The sequence below is a fragment of the Chlorogloeopsis sp. ULAP02 genome (genome assembly GCF_038404745.2).
GTDB lineage: Bacteria > Cyanobacteriota > Cyanobacteriia > Cyanobacteriales > Nostocaceae > Chlorogloeopsis.
Genome location: NZ_JAYKTT020000069.1, coordinates 1 through 21,562, shown reverse-complemented (window position 1 = coordinate 21,562; position 21,562 = coordinate 1). Strand labels below are relative to the sequence as shown.

The window sequence follows — 21,562 nt, the reverse complement described above, 5'->3', positions numbered from 1 at the left end:
CTTTATGTATATAAAATAACTATATTTAGAATAAATTTAGTTGGATTTTAATGTAATAGCCAACTGTTCAATATTATGGGCATATTAGCAAAATTTAAACAAAATTAGTTAGTCAAGAGTAAATCAGTACAGTTTTTAGGATCGTCTTAAACTTACTACTTACTAGTAAAAATTATTTGTATAGATAGCTACTAGCAAATTCATAAAAATCTGAGTACCCTACATTAAAACGTGTCATATATGTGTAATTTTTTCAAAAAGTTTAGATATTATTACTTAAAAATTTTACTTGATTTATTATTTTCAATTAAAGATTTGGTAAAGTCAGTGATATTTTAGTGATCGCAAATCGGTTTAATTTTACAACTAAATTGTCTATTGCCAGTCTAGTCAGGTGCGTTAAAGCAGGGCGTAACACCAAAATCATGCGGTGCGTTACGGCTAATTTTCATTCTCTTTAACTCTCAAATCTTTGCATAGCCGTAACACACCTTACTGAACATTAAGCACTCAGTAAGCAATTCAAAGTTCTAAGTTCCCGCTCAACCTGATTTTGATAAAGTCATTTCATTTAACTCTACATCACGTCGTCTAGGTATTTCATAACTCATGAAATCGTAAGCCATATTTGTGTTGGGAAAGATAGCACGGGCTTCCTGAAGTAGATTCCCTAACTCAATAGGATTTCCAGGAGCATAGCGGGGGCTAAAATGAGTCATGAGCAAATGACGCGCTCCGGCAGCTAAAGCAGTTTGCGCAGCCATTGTAGATGTAGAGTGTAGACGTTGAAAAGCTAGTTCTGCATCTTGATGAGAAAAAGTTGCTTCGTGAATCAATACATCTGCATCCTGCGCTAATTCCACTGCATTCTCACAATAAATTGTGTCTGTGCAATAAGCGATTTTACGTCCATTTTCGGTAGGGCCACAAAATTGAGCACCATGAAAAACCCGCCCATCAGGTAGTGTTACCGTTTCACCACGTTTGAGTTGTCCGTAAACGCGGCCTGGTGGAATTTGCATTTCCTTGGCTTTTTCGATATCAAAGCGTCCCGGACGATCCTTTTCGACTACGCGATAACCGAAGGTAGTAACGCGGTGATGTAAAGGAGCGCAGGTAACAGTAAATTCATCGTCTTCGTAGATTACCCCTGGACGAATAGCGTGAACTTTCACAGGGTAGGAGAAGTGAGTGTGAGAATAACGTAGAGCTGACTGTAGATATTCGTTTAGTCCAGGCGGCCCATAAATATCAATACGTTCCACATTACCTGCCAAGCCGCAACTAGCAAGCAAACCCATCAAGCCAAAAATGTGATCGCCATGCATATGGGTGATAAAAATTCGGGAGAGTTGGCTACTTTTAAGATCGCTTCGTAAAAGCTGGTGCTGAGTACCTTCGCCACAGTCAAATAACCACACCTCTGCTCGTTGTGGTAATCTCAGGGCGACACTAGAAACATTGCGCGATCGCGTTGGTACACCGGAACTCGTCCCTAAGAATGTTATCTGCACAGCGTTAAGTTTGCCTCCGTCTTACTGAAAAAATTGCGCTCTACTTTATATAGTGGCACGGAAGCTAGAAAAATACTCTCTCGGCGAACGGTGTTGGGGGAACAGGGAACAGAGGACAGTTATTTTCACTAATCTTTAGTAAAACCAACGATTTCATCACTCGGTTCATCAAGCATTTCTGGTACTACAGCCTGATTATTTTTAAGTTCATCTGGCGGCAAATCCCGTAATACATCGTCCATTTTTGGAGGATGCTTAATTTTGTCCCGCATTTCAGGACTAAGTTGAGTTTCATCGCCCTGGGGGTTAGTCTTTTCGGCTTGATTGGGAACAGTTTCTTTGTTCATGGCTATTTCTCCAACTAACAAGCCAAGCTTAAGAAATACTATTCTTTGCTACACACTATCTTAGGGCTGAGATAATCATACAAAGGCAGAAGACAGACCAACTGGTGGCACACTACTGAGAATGAACAACATGGAAGAATATCTACAAGCAACTGAAGTGATTGATTGGCAACATCCTACTGTTTTGGAACTTGCGAAAAAAATTGCATTCAAACATCAAAGATTGGAAGCGATCGCCAAAGCTTGTTTTGAGTGGGTGCGAGATGAAATTTATCATAGCTACGACTACCAAATGAATCCTGTTACTTGTCGAGCCTCAGATGTACTCAAATATAAAACAGGTTATTGTTATGCAAAAAGTCATTTGTTAGCGGCACTACTCAGAGCAAATTAAATCCCAACAGGCTTGTGCTATCAAAGATTGAGTGTATATGCTCATGGTGAACCCTATTGTTTACATGGTTTTAATGCAGTTTATTTACCTGAAATAGGTTGGTATCGAGTTGATGCTAGGGGAAATCGTAGTGGTATTGATGCTCAATTTACTCCTCCCAAAGAACAGTTAGCTTATAAAATTAAATTGCCAGGAGAGATTGAATTTAAAAATATTTTATCAGAGCCATTACCACTAGTTATAGAAGCTTGTAAAGCTTCCATAACGTGGGACGGTTTGTTATTCAATCTTCTAGATATTTCTTTGGAGTTGTTTGAAGCTATGGTTTAGTTTCGTAATTTAAGAAATATTTTTATTAAGCTATCTATTTGAGAGTTACACTCGCTTTACAATAATAACTTTAGATATTTATTCGATATTTTATGATCACTAATTAAATGTTCTATTCTAAGTTATTCAATTAAATCAATTTGTTTTTATTAACTTAATTTTTATAGTTATTTATATCCTCTTAAAAAATAACTTTTTTGAAGAGACTTATTAGTTATTATTTTTCAGGTACTTGATAAAGTTTTAGGCTTTTCATTATCACCCAGAAAAAGACAAGATGTGCTAAAATCGTAACAAATTATGGCAATTATTCAGGATTATTTGGGAATAATTTTGCTTGTTTTCGCTTTAATTGCTGAAACTAATCGTTCTTGGAGTATTTTAGGTTATGGCAACCTCTCAGGAGAGGATTATCCCCACGGATCTACGGAACGAAATGTCCAGGTCTTACCTGGAATACGCGATGAGCGTAATTGTGGGTCGGGCGCTGCCAGATGCCAGGGATGGTCTGAAACCTGTACATAGGCGGATTCTCTACGCTATGCACGAGTTGGGGTTGACCTCAGACCGCCCCTTCCGTAAATGCGCGCGTGTAGTCGGGGAAGTTCTTGGTAAATATCATCCTCACGGCGACACGGCTGTGTATGACGCCTTGGTGCGGATGGCGCAGAATTTTTCCATGCGATCGCCCTTGATTGCAGGGCATGGCAACTTTGGCTCCGTAGATAATGATCCACCTGCGGCAATGCGTTACACCGAATGCCGCTTGGAAGCTTTGACTAGCGACGCTCTTCTGCAAGATATCGAATCGGAAACCGTAGACTTTGTTAGTAACTTCGACGGTTCCCAGCAAGAACCAACTGTTTTGCCAGCAAGGGTTCCGCAGTTACTGTTAAACGGTTCTTCTGGAATTGCTGTGGGGATGGCAACTAACATTCCACCCCACAATTTAGGCGAATTGATAGATGGGTTGGTAGCACTGATTGGAAATCCAGAAATTACCGATACCCAGTTAATGCAGTATGTCCACGGGCCAGATTTTCCGACTGGGGGTCAAATTCTGGGTACTGCGGCAATCAGAGAAGCCTTCACCACAGGGCGTGGTTCTATTACCATGCGTGGTGTGGCAAATATTGAAACTATCCAACAGCGAGGACGCCCGGAACGAGAAGCGATCGTCATTACCGAATTACCCTACCAAACTAACAAGGCAGCATTAATTGAGAAAATTGCCGAGTTGGTTAATGAAAAGAGAATCGAAGGAATAGCTGATATTCGGGATGAAAGCGATCGCGATGGGATGCGAATAGTCATTGAACTCAAGCGCGATGCCTATCCCAAAGTAGTGCTCAATAATCTTTATAAACAAACACCACTACAAGCCAACTTTGGGGCTAATATGCTGGCGTTGGTAAATGGCGAACCCCAAATACTAACGCTGAAAAACTTTTTACAAGTGTTTCTGGATTTTCGGATCGAATCGATTACCAGACGCACTCAGTATGAGTTGCGTAAAGCTGAGGAACGCGATCATATTTTGCAAGGATTATTGATTGCCCTTGCTCATCTTGATGCAATTATTGCCCTCATTCGTCATGCCGCCGATACACCCTCGGCAAAGGGAGAGTTAATCACGACTTATGGACTGTCGGAAGCACAAGCTGATGCCATTTTACAGATGCAACTGCGACGGTTAACTGCTCTAGAAGCCGATAAAATTCGTCACGAACACGAAGAATTACAAGCGCAGATTGCTGACTTAAACGATATTTTGGCACGGCGGGAACGGGTGCTGCATATTATCGAAACCGAAGTCAGACAAATTAGAGAAAAACACACTACTCCTCGCCGCACGGTAATTATGCACGGCGAAGGAGAGTTAGAAGACACAGATTTAATTGCCAATGAAAAAGCTGTAATTTTGTTGACTGAGCAAGGTTATATTAAGCGTATGCCAGTTAACACCTTTGAGGCACAAAGCCGTGCGACTAGAGGTAAAGCCGCAGCCAAGGTAAAAGAGGATGATGGTGTTGAGCATTTCTTAACTTGCTGCGATCACGACAGCCTACTATTTTTTAGCGAACGTGGCGTTGTCTACTGTCTGAAAGCTTATCAACTTCCCATTGGTTCCCGTACCAGTCGCGGAACGCCAATTGTACAGATGCTACCCATTCCTAAAGAGGAAAAAATCACCTCGATAGTACCAGTAAGTGAGTTTACTAGCGATGAATATTTAGTCATGCTCACCAAAGGCGGTAACATCAAGAAAACTGACTTAACAGCGTTTAGTCATATTCGTGCTAATGGCTTAATTGCCATTTCTTTAGAAGAAGGTGATCAACTGCGCTGGGTAAGGCGGGCAAGAGTAGAAGATAGTGTGATCATTGGTTCGCGCCAAGGTATGGCAATTCACTTTCGCTGTACTCACGAACAGCTGCGTCCTTTAGGTCGCGCTACCCGTGGTGTAAAATCCATGAAACTGCGGGCTGGCGATGAACTAGTAGGTATGGATATTCTCCCTGCTGCTGTTCTTGATAATTTGACCCCAATTTCAGAAGCGGAAATCGAAGAAATCGAAACCGAAGAAATCGAAAATGAGGAGTCTCTAGAAGTACCGGGCAACGGACATCACGGCCCCTGGGTGCTAGTAATTACAATGGGAGGATACGGTAAGCGTGTACCAGTAGCTCAGTTCCGCTTGCAAAATCGTGCCGGTCAAGGTTTAATGGCAACCAAGTTCAAAAACAGGAAAATCAAAGACCAACTAGCTACATTACATATCGTCAACAACGATGATGAAATTATGATGGTCACTAGTCGCGGTATCATCATTCGGCAGGCAGTTAATGCCATTTCTGTCCAATCGCGTTCTGCGACTGGGGTACGCGTACAGCGTTTAGATGAAGATGACGTGATTACAGGAGTTGCAATAGTTCCTCCTGATTCTGGTGATGCGGCAGAAGCAGAGTAAAAAAGGACAGGGGGAAATAAGAGGACGCGGGGACGCGCAGATGGGGAGACGCAAAGACTTCTTTCTTTGTGCCATGATTGCCTTAGGAAGCGGTATTTTGATGGGGCTTACCGTTGCGCCTGTAAACGCCTGGTTTCTAGCTTGGTTTGCCCTTGCTCCCCTCTGGGTGTTAATTGTCAATTCCGCACAAACAAAAAATCAATCTTCCCTCCTCCCACTCTTCTCCCTCGCTTGGGGTATTGGTTATCACGGCATAGCCTTAGCTTGGATTACGGGTATTCACCCAATGACGTGGATGGGGGTTCCTTGGTTAGCAAGCTTAGGAATTGCCCTTTTCTGCTGGATATTTATTACTCTCTGGGGAGCAGTATTAGTTGCGATATGGGCTACTTGTTTATCATGGATTGCGTCGCAACAAGGCAGAGAAGGTAGAAAGAAGATTTTGAATTCCCCTCTCATGCGCGTTCTCATTGGTACAGCTCTGTGGTGCAGTTTAGAAGCGCTTTGGAGTGTTGGCCCGTTGTGGTGGAGTTCTCTTTCTTACACTCAAAGTCCGCATAATCTTGTAATTTTACATCTTGGTCAACTTTCTGGGCCTATTGCTGTCACAGCAGCAATAGTAGCAGTAAATGGTTTGATTGCAGAGGCTTGGATAAACCGCCAAGACGCGAAGGACACGAAGAAAATTCGCTTCGCGTTCTTTGCGCCTACCCTACCCTGCGGGAACGCCTCCGGCGTACGGGAAGCCACTACCTTCGGAAGCCGTACCTTCGGAAGCCGCTTCGCGTCTACCGCGTCTACGTGTCTAATGCAGTTCGTTAATAGATATCTATTCATTGCCACAGGAATACTAATTACCTTACACCTCATTGGTTTTAGCTTATACACTCGTCCTTTGGTTCAATCACCACAAGCAGCATTGCAAGTAGGGATTATTCAAGGGAATATTCCCAACCAAATCAAGCTTTACCCAGAAGGATTGCGTCGCGCGATCGCAGGATACACTAGCGGATATCTGACTCTAGCAGATCAAGGTATAGATGCAGTACTAACACCAGAAGGAGCTTTGCCTTTTTTTCAGCGTGAGATTATGCGTGGCTCTTTGGTAGCAGCAGTAAGAGAAAAAGGTGTTGTAGCTTGGATTGGTGGCTTTGGAGAACGGGGACGCAGCTATACAAATAGCTTGTTTACTGTCACAGGTGATGGTAATATTTTTAGCCGTTATGACAAGTCTAAATTAGTCCCAATTGGCGAGTATGTTCCCTTTGAGGAATTCTTAGGCGGTATAATTAGTCGATTATCACCCTTAGATGAACATCAAGTTCCAGGTTCATCAAATCAAGTATTTGACACTCCTTTTGGTAGAGCGATCGTTGGCATTTGTTACGAATCTGCTTTTTCTGATTTATTCCGTCGTCAGGCTGCTGCGGGTGGACAATTCATACTCAGTCCTTCTAATGATGCTCATTACAGCGCCTCCATGCCAGCCCAACATCATGCTCAAGATATCATGCGGGCAATTGAAACTGATAAATGGGCAGTTCGAGCGACAAATACAGGATATTCGGCTTTTGTAGATCCCCACGGCAGAACTTTGTGGATATCTGGACATAATACCTATGAAATTCATGCCGAAACAATTTACCGACGACAAACACAAACTTTGTACGTGCGTTGGGGTGACTGGCTAACGCCATTACTATTGGTATTGGCTGGAGGAATTTGGTTAGTCAATTTGCTAATTTGAGTTAATCATTAGCTGTAGATTGTTTTGGATCTCTCACACAAGAAGTAGGGCCACCAGAATCAGGGTAAATTGCTAAAGTGTGATATTCAGGAACACCGTCACTGTAAAGAATCCTGAAAGTATATAATTTATTTTGCCCTTGCTGTTCAGTAACTACTGTTAAAAGTGTATTTTCAGCGCTAGGGATACCAGGAATTTTTAGTTTTTTAATGCGTCTGAGTTGAATGACATTTGCTCCTGAATTCTTGCAGTCTCCTATATTAGCGTTGGGTTGCGAACCAAACTGCATACACATCGGCCCATCAAAATCCATAATTACTTGTGTTGGGTCGTTTAACCAAACTTTTTTAATTACTTCTCTAGCAGGAATAAAGCTTAAATTTGTTCCTTGCTGATAGGAAACAGTGATTGTAGGCACTGCTCCTCCTAAACCCTGTGCTTGACAGGAAAACATAGAACGCAGAACGGCGTTATTAGCTAAAGCACGACTTGCCAGTAGTAAGATTGCTGCCGAGAAACTCAGGGAAGCTAAATGTAGAAAGTAAGAGCTACCTGGAATACGAGCTATGAAGTTGATCTTATATTTCATGGCGGCAGATTTTATAGCTGCATGGTTTGATTGATGTAAACTTCAACTTCTGTGCCGGCGGGTAAAAACCAAACATTAGTACGTTGCATCATTTGGGATATTGCCTGTTGATTGCGCTGGGTAATTTGGGGAACTACTGTTCTCACACCGCCTTCTAAGACTCCAGCCCAAAGGTTACGGCGGGGATTTCTGTTAGAAACAACTGTGCCTGTGGGAGTTGTGATCACTTCTGATTCTGTACGATTAAATAATTCTGCCGCTTTACCAATGCCTCCCAAAACAAATTGTCCGGCATCCCTGCCCATAAGAGATCCTTTTTTGGAGAATTGATTAGCAACTAGAGGTTTACCTTGAGAACCATTAATCAGCATGGCACTTTCTGGTAAGCTTCTCTCTGTGAGGTTGCCATTATTTTGAATAATTGCTTTAACTACATTTAGCTGCAACAATCCTTGATCAGAAAGAGAACGAATTTCAGTTAATAACTCAGTTTTTGCAGGCAATACAACAGAACCATCGGCTGCTTTTAATGGCTCTTTCAAACGCACTACAAATACGTTTTTTCTGCTTTGGTTCCTGCTGTTATTTGCCGATCTGGAAGTTTCTCCAAATACACCTGTTGCTAAAACGGCTTTCGCACTAGTTCCTACTGGAATAGATTTCGAGCTTCCCGATGAGGCTTGATTTACTACAGGAGTTTTTGGTTCTTCTCTAGTTTCTGGTTCTTCTGTTGGCTCGGTTCTGGGATTTATTCTCGGCTGCTGTCTTCTAGTATTTGCTACAGGTTCTGGAGTATCATCTTGAACAGTATTAGTATTAAAGCTATTCGGTTTAGCAGCAACTAACACTTGACCGTAGCTACCTAATTTTGCTAACCTTGCCCATTCTTGAAGCGGATCTGGTGTAGGTGTTGGGGTGGCTTGCGTATTCACCACTGGGGGTGGGGATGGTGGTAATTGGGGAATCACTGGTTGTTGTGGGGTTTGCGGTATTGGAACAGGGCGTTCTACTACCCTAGTGACGTAAACTGTTCGTTCGGGTGTTGGGGTTCTTTGCAATGCTGTGCTCTGTCTAGCTCTGGGAGTTGGTTGAGCTGCTACTGGTGTTGCTGATGCTGGTTTGGCATTTCTGAGTTGTTGTTGTGCTAACTTGACTGCCTGTGCTTGTTCGGCAAGGGCTAATTTGGTTTTGAGAGTATCTACTTCTCCTTCTAGTTGTTGTAGGCGAGATTCTGTTGTGGGTAGCGATCGCGTTTGGGGGGCAACAATATTATTTTTGATTGGTTTTTTAGTACTACCATTCATTAGCTGGGTTAAGAATATACCAGCAAATAGCACTAAAACAAAGGTAGCAGTTCCTACTAAGGCCAACTTAGCAAAAGGATTGGATGAGATGGGTTGCTCGGTAGGAGCGGCTTGTGCTGGTTTGACGGGAGTAGGAGGATTTGGCTGTAGGTTAACTGAATCTTCTAATTGTTCGCGATCGCGAGCAGGAAGTTCTTCTTCAAAACCAACCAATCTTGCCATGCGTAATTCCCAATCAGACAAATCTATTTCTGATTGATAATTTTCGGTGTTGGAAGTAACGAGATTTTCTGAGTGAGTGTCTGAGGGGATTGAATATCGAGTCATAAGTCAAGTGCACTTGGATTCAAGAACAATTTTGAGCTTTGATGTCACAGACATTGTAAATTTCTAGTCTAGCTTCGCCAAGACGATAAGTTGCTAGGTGCCAAGGAAGTGGTAAATCTGGGAGCGAAGTGGTTTGCGTTTCTGTTGATTGGACTAAAATTTGCTTATTAAAGGGAATTGATTTTCCTAGTCTGTCAGAATTACTAAAAATTACTTGATTCGCTAACATCTCTACTTTCCATTTTCCATCAGCAATTTTAGTTGGTTGAGAAATTCGTTGCACAATCAGTACACTCTCAGCACCTCTATTTTCAAATTGGTTACCTGAATTTAAATTGACAATTTCTGACTGAATTTTTTGTTTGGCATCAGCAGCTAATAATTCAGAACTAATTTCCCATACTGTTTCTGGTGGTTGTTGCTTTGACCAGGTTAACATTAAGGTCATGCTTTGACCTACAAAGCGCCGAATTGTTTCTGAATAACGCTCTAAATTTTGATTTGGATCGACTGTAATTGCTTGTCCGTCGGCAAGTTGTACTAAGCTTTGAGGTGTTAAGCGCCGACTTAACTGCTGCAACAGCGAGCCGTGGAACATGAGTAATAGTAAGGTCAAAATATGTAAACCAAAAGTTCCAACAGCAAACAGTGGCAAAATACTTTTCTGGTTATTTTCTCGTTTTAGTAACTGCATTAATAAATAACTCGATAAATTTATATAGATTCAATTAACCGAAATGTTATCTTGTAAAGTTTTCTGTATTTTGGTTATTTACACATGCCTGTGATTGTTCGGAAGTAAGATTGCTATAGTCGTCCAGCAAACATAAGTTTCGCATTTCATAAATCTCTAGCCTCTCAGTACGCACGCCATAAATTGCTTTTTGGAGAACACTGCTATTACTGTCCAGGGGATAAGCAAAATAATCTACTGCACGAACAAGTAAATCTTTATTAAATGGAGTGATGATTTTTCTATTATCTGCTCTTTTTTGTTGAATTAGATCGGCGACTATCCCAACTCGCCATTTTCCATCCGCTATTTTTTGGGGAGGATAAACCCGTTTAATATTTATCTGTGCGGACATGGCTTGCTGAGAATTCCTGGCAAAGACTTCTGGTGGTGTCATCGCTGCTATTTCGCTTAAAAAACCTTTGCGAAAATCTTCTGAGAGAGCAAAACTGGCTATCCAACTACTGGTGGTAACTCTTTGACTGTTGCCTTGTGATGTTTTAATTAGTATTCCCAAATCTGGTTTGGGTTTTGTTACGTCTTCTATATTTTGTACTGGAAGTGTTCCCGACCAGTTGAACATAGATGTAATCGTCCTACTGATAAATTGGCGAATTGCTTCTGGATCTCTTTCGGTATCATCTACCGCAGCTACTGGTTGACCATCTACTAATTGTACGAAGGAAGGGGATTTTCTCAAGCTGAGTTGGCGAATGGTTAAACCTTGCCAGATCAAAAAAAACAAAGCCAATGCATGCAAACTGAAGGTAGCGATCGCAAAGGTTGTCAAAAGACTGACTGTTCGTTGTTGTTTTTGTAATAAACGCACCATCTACCAATCTCTCCTGCTACTACTTATATCCTCTCCCTTGTCCAGGAAGTCGTGTTACTGACTGCATTAAATACTGCAAATCCCCCCGCACCAGCTAAAAGCAAAGATAAAACTGGTGCCAAAATTCCCATAAAAATCATGAACCACATTAAGTCGGGATCAGCACTCGCATTTTCTCCAGGCCCATTTACAATCACTGTAGCTGTTAGTACGGCAATGATGTTAAATGAAATCTTGGCAATTGCCAGCGACAAAAACCCTGTCAACCAAGCAAAAATTGGTTTTCCTGCAATCGGTAATAAAGAACCACCTACAGCCAAAGGCCCTAAAGCTGCTATTAGCAACATCGTAGCTTCAATTAAATTTTGAAATGCATATTGTAAGGAAACTAAAAAGTTTTTGATACTAGTTTGGATGTTAGAACCCAGTAAGGAATTAAACGTATTTTCTGATATACTTCCCGTACCGTAAGCAATCTGATTTACCTTATTTTCTAATCTATTAATCCAATTTTTATCTCCATATAAATTTCTATACTCCTGCCAAAGAATTTCAGTTTTTTCCCTAGCTCTGATCAGGCATTGATTTTGTTGTTCACCTGTTAATGATTGGCAAGGACGCAGTGCAGAACCAGCTACTTCTTCGGCTACACCCATATTCAATGCTTGCTGGTAATTTTGATTGGCATCTGCTGTAGTCACAACTTGTTGATTGACTGTATTGAGGAAATTTCGCACTCCCAGTGTTAGATTTGCCAATACACTGCCATTTCCTGTATTGGTTAATAGAATGACTACTATAAAAGGCCAAATCAAAGCCGAGATAGGACGAGAATAATCCTCGTGGATTACATCTCTTAGCCATTGCACCATAAAAAACAGTAGAGTTCCTACAGCAAAAAATATACCTAAATTTGTCAGCGCTGCATACAAATTTTCACCATTGTTGTTTTGTAGTAAATCAATCCATTGCTGATCCCAACTCTCGGTTATACTTTGAGCAGTAGTAACACCATTATCGAGAATATCATTGATACCAACTTGGGCCAAAAAACTTAAATTATCAAGCTGCATTTTTCATCCACTGGCTTGATTGTATCTGGTGACAAAAAAATTTTATAATTGATGGTTAATCATACATTTTATTGAGCTTCATTTTCTTGCGATCGCCCAAATAAATCGACTTGAGAAGCATTTCGCAACAGCCGTGCTGCTTCTGTGGATGTGTCTACTCTGCGAGCACGGTTTGCTTCTTCCATTTGTTGAGAAATATTAGCTAAGTTTAAGTTAGAGTATTGCAAAAATTGATTCATCTGCATTGTTTGTCCTAGATTTTCACCTGTTATTTTTAATTGATCACGTTGAATTCTGATACTTTGCTGTTGTAGTGTAGATTGATTGAGACCAAGAAGCGCTGATATTTGACCGAGAGGATTAGTATTAGCAATAGAAGTAGCAATACTTCTTGCTTGTTGGAGAAAGTCTTCACTTATTTTGTCAGTTTCCTCAGAAAAATCGTCAATCTCTTTAAGAGTTCTTTCTGTTTCTTCTAATTTTGTTTTTAACCTGATTTGCCCTTCTTCACCCATAACGCTAGCTACTGCACCACGAGTAATTAAGCGATTCACTTCATTACTAGCTAAATTTGCTCTGACAGTCGCATTATTATCAAACTTGTCTGAAATATAGTACCAAACCATGCCATCGCGAACATTTTTTCCTGCCGTGATCGGATTAGGTACATTTAATACTCCTGTGGCATTGTTGATAGCACTTTGAGCTTCTGGTTCTATCGGTTTTAATGTGTCTGTAAGATTGTTTGTTAAATAGCTTTGTAAATCTCCAGCGTAAGATTGAAAATCAGTCCAAACTGCCCCCAGTTGTGCCGTTGCTGGTAAAACGACTAAAAATGTGAAAGAAATAGTTAGAAAAGTTGTTTTGCGCATAATATTTCTACCTTCATGAGGTAAACAATTTTCTCCATTAACCACGTAGCGAAGCAATTAACTGACGTGCAAACTTAGAAATTGCCTCATATTTATCGCTGTATTGCAGCATGGCTTTTTGACGTGCAGTTTGTTCTTGGGGATTATTAGCAACTACTGCTAATTGTTCATAACCTGGATAATAGCGGCAGAATGTGTAAATACCGTTATCATCTAATAACCATTGGCTGTAAATCCCTTCTTTGCGGGGAAAAAAACTTTCTGAAGCATTGCGAGCAATAATTTCGCGGGGATATTTTAAAATTTCTTCAAAACTATCGACTGCAACTGGTTGAATACGGCCGATTAAACGTGTAGTTAAGTTCTGTAAAATTTTGGATGCTGCTTTAGATCTGGCGATTGTATCAGGGTCTTGTGCTGATAATATGACTCTAATTCCAGCTTTTGCACCGTTAGCACAAATTCTACCGACTAAGTCAGAAATTTGGTCAAATTCAAATAAAATTGGTGCTTCATCGATGAAGAATATGGAAGCTGGGCTGCTTAATGCGCGTCGCAGTGCTGCTGAATAAGCACTTAAGGATAGCACCGCAGCATCTTCGTTATCTGAGAGGTTGCGCAGAGCAAATACTAAAAGTTGGGCATCGGTTGGAAAGCTTGAGGGAGCAGAAATAGCTTTACCTACTCGGCTAGAAAGCCAAAATCGCAAGCGTAGCTGAATTTGATTTAAGGCATCCTCAACTCTACCTCCGATAGATTCCAACTGCAAATGCTCTGAGGAGCAGAAATAAAGGAAATCTTGTAAAGTAGGAGTTCTTTGCCAAGCGAGACTACCAAATCCTCCTGTTATGGCTTCTCGATATCGCTCTTTGATGCTGTCATTGGTAAAGAAAGCTCCTAAAGCTAAATTGAGAAGCGATCGCACGGTTTGAGAGAGCAGTTGATTTTGACTCGATGAGCCTAAAACCATTGTCATCAAGGCAGATTCGAGGAAAGAGACATAATCGAGCATCCGATCGCGCTGTTGTTCTGGACTTAAAAAGCGCAAATCTGGCTGCTCAAACAAGTTATTCGATTGTTTAGAAATATCAAAATAGGCTCCATTGCCTTCCATAAACTCTGTATAGTCAGTGAAGGTAGATGTGCCATCAGGTTTAGGAAAGTCCAACGCCACGACAGGAATTTTATGTGCCAAAGCCTGAGTTAAAATCCCCGATACCAATACCGATTTACCAGCACGAGTGGTTGCAAACAGTGCTAAATTTTTATGCTGATTAAATAAATCCAGGTGGATGGGTGTTCCGCCTTCTTCGGCAATTAACTCAAACCCTTGGCGATCGCCTTCTCTAGTTAGTACCAAAGGCATTAATCCCGGCACTTCACTTGTTAAATACAACTGGCGACGGTTGAAAGGTTTTGCTAACAAACCTTCCCAAACAATCGGCAGAGTTTGCAACCAAATTTTCCAGGCATACTCTGTTTCCCGAATTACACTTGCTGGGCGTTGAAAACAGTTTTCAATATATCTTGTCGCTTCATCTAATTTCTCTACGGTAGGGCGATGTACCAAAATGACAATACCCGCATAAATAGGTACTGCTCCCTCATATATTTGCTCTTGTGCTGCTACTGATTTTTTCAGCTTCAATTGAGCACCAACATCTATAGTTTTACTTTTCTCTTGCGCCAACAAAGCTGTGACATTAGACTGCTTCAGTACTCGTTGCAAGGTGGTTTTCACTATCGCTGGATTCGCCGCAGTCAGCTGACAAAAAATTTCTGTATCTACTACACTTTCTCTTGCTAACAGTTCCCACAAATAGCGCAACTGGCTAGATTTATTTAGCCAACCACCGGGCTTTTCCAAAAATGTCAACGCTCCAACATAGTTGTCATTAACGTTGATCCAACGGCGATCGGCACGAGGTACACTAGACTCCACTAACAAAGTCGTACTGTGGATATTTTCTACGAGTAACTTAGTACTGGCTAAATCTGAATAAACTTGTTCATGCAGCCCATTCTCATCTAAAGTCATTAATTGTGGGATTTCTATTGGCTGCGTATCATTAAATCTCTTCCAGACTTCCCCCCATAGTTCTTCTGCACCCAAAGGCTTAATATCCAATCCCATTTTGTTAGATAAAAGTTGCTCCCAACGACAAAAGCCATTTTTATATGCATTGGCAACAATTGTTTCGATTCGTTGGTTTTCAACCTCTGCAAAATCACCTTTAAATTTTGACCACCACAGTTCACCTTTAGCCAACATTTTCTCGATCCAATCATCTGTGTTTGTGGTGTCTGGTTCAATAGTGTAAGTTACATAAATCCGCAGAAATTTTGGCTTGCGAACGCCAGAACGAGTTAACTCTTGTGCTCTTGCTCGTTCTGACATCAATAGATATTTTATATCTGGTGAGCCTGTATTTTTTACTAAGGCAGCTAGCTCTTTTTGTCGCTGTCTATCTGAACTAAAAGACCCCAAATGTAACGTCATTCTTTCGCCGTTTGGAATATCTTTTAAACCAGCTTCAATATTATTAAAAATAGTGTTGATTTGTTCTGGTCTTAAAGTAGTATGGATACCTCGACAGTCAAATCCAAAAACGAAGCAGAACCTATCTTTTTGGGTTCCTTTTGTCAAAATGTAAGCGCCAACATCACGCCCGTTGAGCGAGACACGTAGCATTGTTGCTAAGTGTAAAGCATCTTCAAACGGTGTTAATCTAGTTTCACTTCCGGCGATACCGACGCTTCTTTTTCCGATTTTTTGTTTCATGGTTAACTTCCAGCAAGCTTTGATAACGAGCAAAGCCTCTAGTCCAAGTGGGTACTCCAATAAATTTACTTAAAAAGCGCCAACTCCTACCACCTGTTAATATCCACCAAGTTGCCATCCCCCAAGCAGCAATTAATAATGTCCAAAGCCATTTTTTAAACTCATCCGTAAAAAAACCGCCGAAAACCCCATTGATGATAAAGTAGGATGTTAAAGCTATTATCGTCCAAGGCAAAACTTGGTCGGCTGGTATAGGCCCTAATGAAGGTTGAGTTCCTAAAATTTGATTTACAGGTCTAAATTCTTTTTCTGGCTCTTGAGACATAACACAAATCCAGGTTTTTCATCTTTTAATTAAGATGTTCAATTAGTGCTGCTATCACCGATGACAAAGCCTGTGAGTACATCAGCAATGGTGACAGCGACTACTACCAATAAGGGAGTTCGAGCTACACTTTGCCAATCTTCATCTTTACGAACTGCGTTAATCACACCAATTAGAGAAACAGCTATATAAAGTAAGTAAAGAGCGCGTAAAACATTAAATATTAAACTAACTGCTGCTTGAGTGTTGCTATCTGCTGTCGCTGCTTGTGTTAAATTATTTTTAAAAAAATCTTCAGCTTTCCTAAAAAACTGTGCTTGTGCTGGATCTGCAAAATAATCTAACCAGAATGCACACAAGATCGTTGCTGCTGCGAATATTTGTAACAAGATTAGATGACGCTTCGGTAAATTCACTTGCTGACCGATTTGCTGCATCACCACTACGATCAAGCTGCCAAACAGCAAACAAAACAGCAGGATGGGGCTTTTCAAACAGATAGTACCCAAAAATACTGCACAAGCAATTAAAAATGGTGCCATTGTTAACAGGCTACGCCACAAATACTCTAGTATGTTCATCAAGCTGTAAGATACTTTCGTTACCTTGTTAGTTATAGACCATAACAAGCTTGTTTGACAGGAAGAACGCCGAGACATTTGTAAAATTCCTTATAGTTTATTCCCACTTAGTTTAGTTGGCTAATGTATCATAATTTAACACAAGTTAATAATTAATTTTATAGAACTAAGAGTAAAACATATTACATATCATATCTAGCTCAGTCTCTAAGAGATATTGCTTTTTATTAAATAAGTTTTTGATAAAACTGTTATTTTATACAAACTGTATATATTTTCACACTAGCTATTATTTGTTGTAACGCTACTTTTTTACACCAATTGAGTGTAAATGTAATAATATTTTTTTGAGATTTCAATTGCAAGTGGTCATAAACTTCACTATTGATGACAATATATTGGTTTTATTGACTCTATGTTTACAAAGAAAATTTTCTAGCAAGTATGTAACCAAAGTCAAGTTATAAGGATGTAGACTGCAATCAAGCAATCTATATTACTGCTACATTCTTGACTAGATCAAGAATCGCTCATGACAGTTTAACAGAATTCTGAACCTCTGCACCAAATTTAGTTAAATAATAAGTAATTTATGAATTGTAAAAATTAAAACTAAATACTTTTCATCTCATTGGTACAAGTGTGATGTTACATATAATCCTTAGTTTTACATAGTTTTTGAGTGATTAAGGTACAAATCTTTATCTCAAAGCAGAATCTTTATACCTATTTTATTTCTGTAATTTAATTTCTGATTTCTTAGTCCTGCCGTATTTTATCAGATTAAGGGTTTGACAAATTTATCAATAAAGAACTTAGAGCAAAAAGGGTTATAGACAATTAGATGATGAGTAATATGGAATAAATGGGATGATATTACGCTTATTATTTAGTTTTTAAGAAATATAAATAGATATCTTTTTATAAAAAGGTCATTCTCAGAGAAAACAAATAAATATCTCAAGAAATAGTTTTTATTTAACTGCCTCTTCACCTGAAGTTAACCGTAGATTGATAGGTTCTGGTGGAACTAAGTGAAGTGAATAGGATAAAAGTACGTGTCTTTTTCGCGACGTAAATTTTTAACCCTAGCTGGTGTCTCCGCTGCTAGTGTCACAATGGTTTCTCCTCTAGAAGCCTTTTACGCAAGAGTTGCTCGCGGTCAAGCCGCAAGGGGTAGTGGCTTTGGGCAACTAGAACCGAAACTACCTTTAAATGCCTATGAACTCACAAATACCTATGTGGGTGATTTAAGCCAAAAACCTCTGCTGGAGCTTCCTCCTGGCTTTAACTACCGTGCTTTCTCTATTACTGGTCAAACCATGAGTGATGGCTCCCTCGTTCCAGAAAGGCACGATGGTATGGCTGCATTTCCGGGATCTCGGAATACAACAATCTTGGTTCGGAACCATGAAGCAGGTACCTCTTCTCCATATCCAGTTTCTGGCTCACCAAGATATTCGGCAGGTGCTCAAGGTGGAACCACCACGCTGGTGATTGGATCTAACCGCGAAGTCATTAAGGACTTTGCTTCTCTTGCCGGCACAATTCGTAACTGTGCAGGAGGGCCAACTCCTTGGGGTAGCTGGATTAGCTGTGAAGAAACTTTCTCTGTCAGTACCAACGTTCTCAAAGACGACACCAAGCATGGCTATAACTTTGAAGTGATTGCAAATGCTAACAGCGGTTTGGTGACTCCAGTCCCCCTCAAAGATATGGGACGTTTTAGTCATGAAGCCATTGCGGTAGACCCCAAAACTGGCTATGTCTATGAGACAGAAGACCGTACCGATAGCTGCTTCTATCGGTTTGTGCCTAACGTCAATGGTAAATTGGCTGAAGGTGGTACTCTGTGGGCTTTAAAGATTAAGGGTGCAGAGAACTTCGCCTTAAATACAACCAACAACCCCAACTTTGGTGGCGAGGTGGGAAAAATCAAGGTTGGTCAAACTTTCGATGTAGAGTGGGTCAAGATTGATCAGCCCGATCCAGAAACTGATACGGTTCGCAAAGAAGCTCAGTCTGAAGGAGCAGCAATTTTTTTCCGGGGTGAAGGAGCTTGGTATGGTAACGATGTGATCTACTTCGTTGCTACCCAAGCTGGTACTCCGGCTGTTGATGCCACTAATGGTAGGGGTAATGGTCAGGTTTGGATTTACGATCCTCGCAAAGAAAAACTGACATTGTATGTCGAGGCAGATTCTAGTGGAGAACTGCTAGATGAACCAGACAATGTTACAGTTACTCCCTTTGGAGACATCTTTTTGTGTGAAGACGGTGGCGGTGTTCAATATGTTGTAGGAGTTAACAAAAAGGGTGAACTCTATCAGTTTGCAAAGAATGTTATTTCTGATGCTGAGTTTGCTGGTGGCTGCTTCTCACCAGATGGTAGAACGTTTTTTGTGAATATTTATAATCCCGGTATCACGTGTGCTATCTGGGGCCCTTGGGAACGTCATCGCTCTAGTTGAATAACTTTTAATTTCGGAAAGCTGGCGAGAATACTAACGAAAGTTCAGAGACAATTTAGACGCTTTGATGCGATCGCATGAATTCATAGCTAACTACTAGAGTTCTCGTCATCTAGAACCCTTATGATCTGGAGGAAGAATATGAAAACTCGGTTAAATAGGCGTTTATTTTTGGCTCTGAGTACGATTAGTGCCAGCTTCATTCTAGGATCTAAATGGCTTGAACCAGTTTTTGCTAGATTCTCTTCTGGGCAAAGTGATCCAGTTCAGTCAGGAGATGTGACTGACACCAGTGCTGTCATCTGGGCGCGGAATGATGACCACAAGGATGCTCGTCTTGTGGTTAAAATTTCTAAATCACCTACTTTCCAAACAGCGGAGCAAATTATCACGGGTTCTGTAGTAAGTACAGCAACAGACTACACTGGCAAGGTCAATATTACAGGACTGCGCCCGCATCAAACCTACTATTACCAGGTGTTTTGGGAATACAATTTGTTTAGACTTCGCTCAGGTGGAACTGGTAGTTTTCGCACTGCACCTGCTCCAGAACAAGCACGTCCTGTTCGTTTTGTTTGGGGAGCAGATTTAGCTGGACAAGGCTGGGGCCGCAATCCTAATTTAGAGATTACTGCCTATGATGGTGATGTTATTCAGGGAGGATACGTCATCTTCGATGTAATGCGAAAATTCAAGCCTGACTTTGCTATCTTTGCTGGAGACATTATCTATGCTGATAATGAAATTCCATCTGAAAAAGAAATCCCAGCAGAAGTAGGTGGTGGAAAGTGGATAAACAATCCAACAAAAGATTTTAAAGCAGTTACTATAGAAGAATTTCGGGAAAACTGGAAATATAACTTGGGAGACGAAAAGTTCCGACGTTTTCTAGCAGAAACTCCCATCTATTCTCAGTGGGACGATCATGAAGCGGTCAATAACTGGTATCCAGGCGAGATTTTAACAGAAGCACCTTACAATGGATTGTCTGCTGATGTTCTGGCAGCAACAGCCAAGCAAGCATTATTTGAATATAATCCAATTCGGGGAGATAAGATTTATCGCCGATATCAATACGGTAAGCATATAGATCTGTTTCTACTAGATGAGCGATCCTATAGAGGGCCAAATCCTGATAATAGCAATCCCAATGGTCTAGAAATGCTAGGCCAAGAACAGTTTGAGTGGCTCAAACAAAGTCTGAAAAGTTCCCAAGCTACCTGGAAGGTAATTTCATCGCACGATCCCCTGTCTATAGTCACAGGAGGAGAAAGCGATCGCGATGCTTGGAGCCAGGGACTACCAGAAGTCTTAGGTCGTGAAGTCCAACTTAGTCAATTGCTGCAATTTATCAAATCTCAGGGTATCAAGAATGTCGTCTTCATTACAGCAGACGTACACTATCCGGCAGCAATCTCTTATGAACCAGCAAGAGCATTCTTTCAGGACTTCCATCCTTTCTGGGAATTTGTAATTGGGCCTATCCATGCTGGAGCTTTTGGCCCTAACGATCTCGATCCTAGCTTTGGCCCCAAGTATGAATTTATTCAAGCTCCAGGCACGCAAACACCAAAGCTTCCTCAAAATTCGCCATCGCCAAACATTCATTCTTTCGGTTCCGTGGCAGTGAATGCTCAAGGTGAATTAACAGTTTACATTCACGATATCACTGGCAAGGTTTTGTACAAGAAGGTATTGAATCCAGAAAAGTAAGCAGAAGGCAGAAGGCAGAGGAGGCAGTGCGGTGGTGAGCCAGCGCTCTTGGTAGGGTTTCCAACGCCACATCCTACCCTACGGGAAGTCGCCTTCGGCGCCTACAAGTCGGCACTAGCCGCCCAACGGAGTGGCTCCTCCACAGGCGACTGGCGTAGCCTGGCTTCTCGGAGAGTAGGCGGCTTCTGTAAGTAAGGGTTTCCCGGCATAAAGGAGCCAGCGCGTTGTAGCGACTGGCGTCAAGTGGCGTCAACTGCCGTGGCAGAGGGCAGAAGAGAAAAGACTGGCAGTTTAAGTTGAATTGTCTCTACTTAACTAAGAAAGAAAAAATCCTCTACCTGCTAACTGAGGGAAAGAATAGACTCCCTCAGTTTTTCTTATTTTTCAACTGGGTACACTAGGGACTAGGAACGAAGAAGAGGACATGGGGGAGGAGAGACAAGAAGACAAGGGGCAAGAACGTGAATCACAATTCTCCACGTTCCCGTGTCCTCTTCCCAATCCCCAGTCACTAATCTCCGGTTCCGTTGATTTTAGGCGATCGCTATTTCTCTCTAACTCTTATTCCTCGGTGCACTCTGTGCCTCTGTGATTCTATTTTTCCATGAGTTGTACATAAGTTCTATTTACTATTACTACTACTGATGTAATTATTTT

17 protein-coding genes are annotated in these 21,562 nt (G+C 41.1%); 6 read left to right on the top strand and 11 right to left on the bottom strand.

What is annotated here, in order from left to right; genetic code table 11:
- Positions 1-542: 542 nt before the first annotated feature.
- On the bottom strand, positions 543-1,514 hold the full coding sequence (locus tag U2718_RS23840) for a ribonuclease Z (RefSeq protein WP_341993396.1): 972 nt from the start codon (positions 1,512-1,514) through the stop codon (positions 543-545).
- A 128-nt stretch (positions 1,515-1,642) separates the two neighbouring features.
- A complete protein-coding gene (locus U2718_RS23835; RefSeq protein WP_341993395.1) occupies positions 1,643-1,861 on the bottom strand; it encodes a hypothetical protein in 219 nt (72 codons plus the stop codon).
- A 121-nt stretch (positions 1,862-1,982) separates the two neighbouring features.
- Here U2718_RS23835 and U2718_RS23830 point away from each other — a divergent pair, with 121 nt between their 5' ends.
- The 4 genes from U2718_RS23830 (at position 1,983) to lnt (ending at position 7,303) form a co-directional block, all read left to right on the top strand.
- Positions 1,983-2,255: a transglutaminase family protein gene (locus U2718_RS23830; RefSeq protein ID WP_341993394.1), complete on the top strand. Its 273-nt coding sequence runs from the start codon at positions 1,983-1,985 to the stop codon at positions 2,253-2,255.
- Between the two features lie 12 nt (positions 2,256-2,267).
- Positions 2,268-2,585, top strand: a complete 318-nt coding sequence (locus U2718_RS23825) for a hypothetical protein (RefSeq protein ID WP_411813359.1) — start codon at positions 2,268-2,270, stop codon at positions 2,583-2,585.
- A 388-nt stretch (positions 2,586-2,973) separates the two neighbouring features.
- On the top strand, positions 2,974-5,556 hold the full coding sequence (gene gyrA / locus U2718_RS23820) for a DNA topoisomerase (ATP-hydrolyzing) subunit A (protein WP_341993392.1): 2,583 nt from the start codon (positions 2,974-2,976) through the stop codon (positions 5,554-5,556).
- Positions 5,557-5,596: 40 nt separating this feature from the next.
- Positions 5,597-7,303: an apolipoprotein N-acyltransferase gene (lnt, locus tag U2718_RS23815; RefSeq protein WP_341993391.1), complete on the top strand. Its 1,707-nt coding sequence runs from the start codon at positions 5,597-5,599 to the stop codon at positions 7,301-7,303.
- A 1-nt stretch (position 7,304) separates the two neighbouring features.
- Here the strand turns inward: lnt and U2718_RS23810 are convergent, their stop codons facing one another.
- From U2718_RS23810 to U2718_RS23770, 9 genes are all read right to left on the bottom strand, one after another.
- A complete protein-coding gene (locus U2718_RS23810; RefSeq protein WP_341993390.1) occupies positions 7,305-7,892 on the bottom strand; it encodes a hypothetical protein in 588 nt (195 codons plus the stop codon).
- An 11-nt stretch (positions 7,893-7,903) separates the two neighbouring features.
- A complete protein-coding gene (locus U2718_RS23805) occupies positions 7,904-9,523 on the bottom strand; it encodes a TrbI/VirB10 family protein (RefSeq protein ID WP_341993389.1) in 1,620 nt (539 codons plus the stop codon).
- Between the two features lie 19 nt (positions 9,524-9,542).
- Positions 9,543-10,217 carry a hypothetical protein gene (locus U2718_RS23800; protein ID WP_341993388.1) on the bottom strand — a complete coding sequence of 225 codons (675 nt, stop codon included), beginning with the start codon at positions 10,215-10,217 and terminating at the stop codon, positions 9,543-9,545.
- A 46-nt stretch (positions 10,218-10,263) separates the two neighbouring features.
- Entirely contained in the window at positions 10,264-11,088 is an 825-nt protein-coding gene (locus U2718_RS23795; RefSeq protein ID WP_341993387.1) for a hypothetical protein, read from the bottom strand.
- A 23-nt stretch (positions 11,089-11,111) separates the two neighbouring features.
- Positions 11,112-12,161 (bottom strand): hypothetical protein, encoded by a 1,050-nt coding sequence (locus U2718_RS23790; RefSeq protein WP_341993386.1) that lies wholly within the window; start codon positions 12,159-12,161, stop codon positions 11,112-11,114.
- A gap of 68 nt (positions 12,162-12,229) precedes the next feature.
- The gene (locus U2718_RS23785) at positions 12,230-13,033 is read right to left on the bottom strand and encodes a hypothetical protein (RefSeq protein ID WP_341993385.1); all 804 of its coding nucleotides are present in this window, start codon (positions 13,031-13,033) and stop codon (positions 12,230-12,232) included.
- Positions 13,034-13,070: 37 nt separating this feature from the next.
- Positions 13,071-15,815, bottom strand: a complete 2,745-nt coding sequence (locus U2718_RS23780) for a hypothetical protein (protein ID WP_341993384.1) — start codon at positions 15,813-15,815, stop codon at positions 13,071-13,073.
- Positions 15,769-16,140 (bottom strand): hypothetical protein, encoded by a 372-nt coding sequence (locus U2718_RS23775; protein WP_289790057.1) that lies wholly within the window; start codon positions 16,138-16,140, stop codon positions 15,769-15,771. Before U2718_RS23775 ends, U2718_RS23780 begins: the two co-directional genes overlap by 47 nt.
- 38 nt (positions 16,141-16,178) lie before the next feature.
- On the bottom strand, positions 16,179-16,721 hold the full coding sequence (locus tag U2718_RS23770) for a hypothetical protein (RefSeq protein WP_341993492.1): 543 nt from the start codon (positions 16,719-16,721) through the stop codon (positions 16,179-16,181).
- A 1,058-nt stretch (positions 16,722-17,779) separates the two neighbouring features.
- Here U2718_RS23770 and U2718_RS23765 point away from each other — a divergent pair.
- Both U2718_RS23765 and U2718_RS23760 read left to right on the top strand, forming a co-directional pair.
- Complete coding sequence (locus U2718_RS23765) at positions 17,780-19,192, top strand: alkaline phosphatase PhoX (RefSeq protein ID WP_341993383.1); 1,413 nt, start codon at positions 17,780-17,782, stop codon at positions 19,190-19,192.
- A gap of 141 nt (positions 19,193-19,333) precedes the next feature.
- Complete coding sequence (locus U2718_RS23760) at positions 19,334-20,905, top strand: alkaline phosphatase D family protein (protein WP_341993381.1); 1,572 nt, start codon at positions 19,334-19,336, stop codon at positions 20,903-20,905.
- Positions 20,906-21,562: the final 657 nt, after the last annotated feature.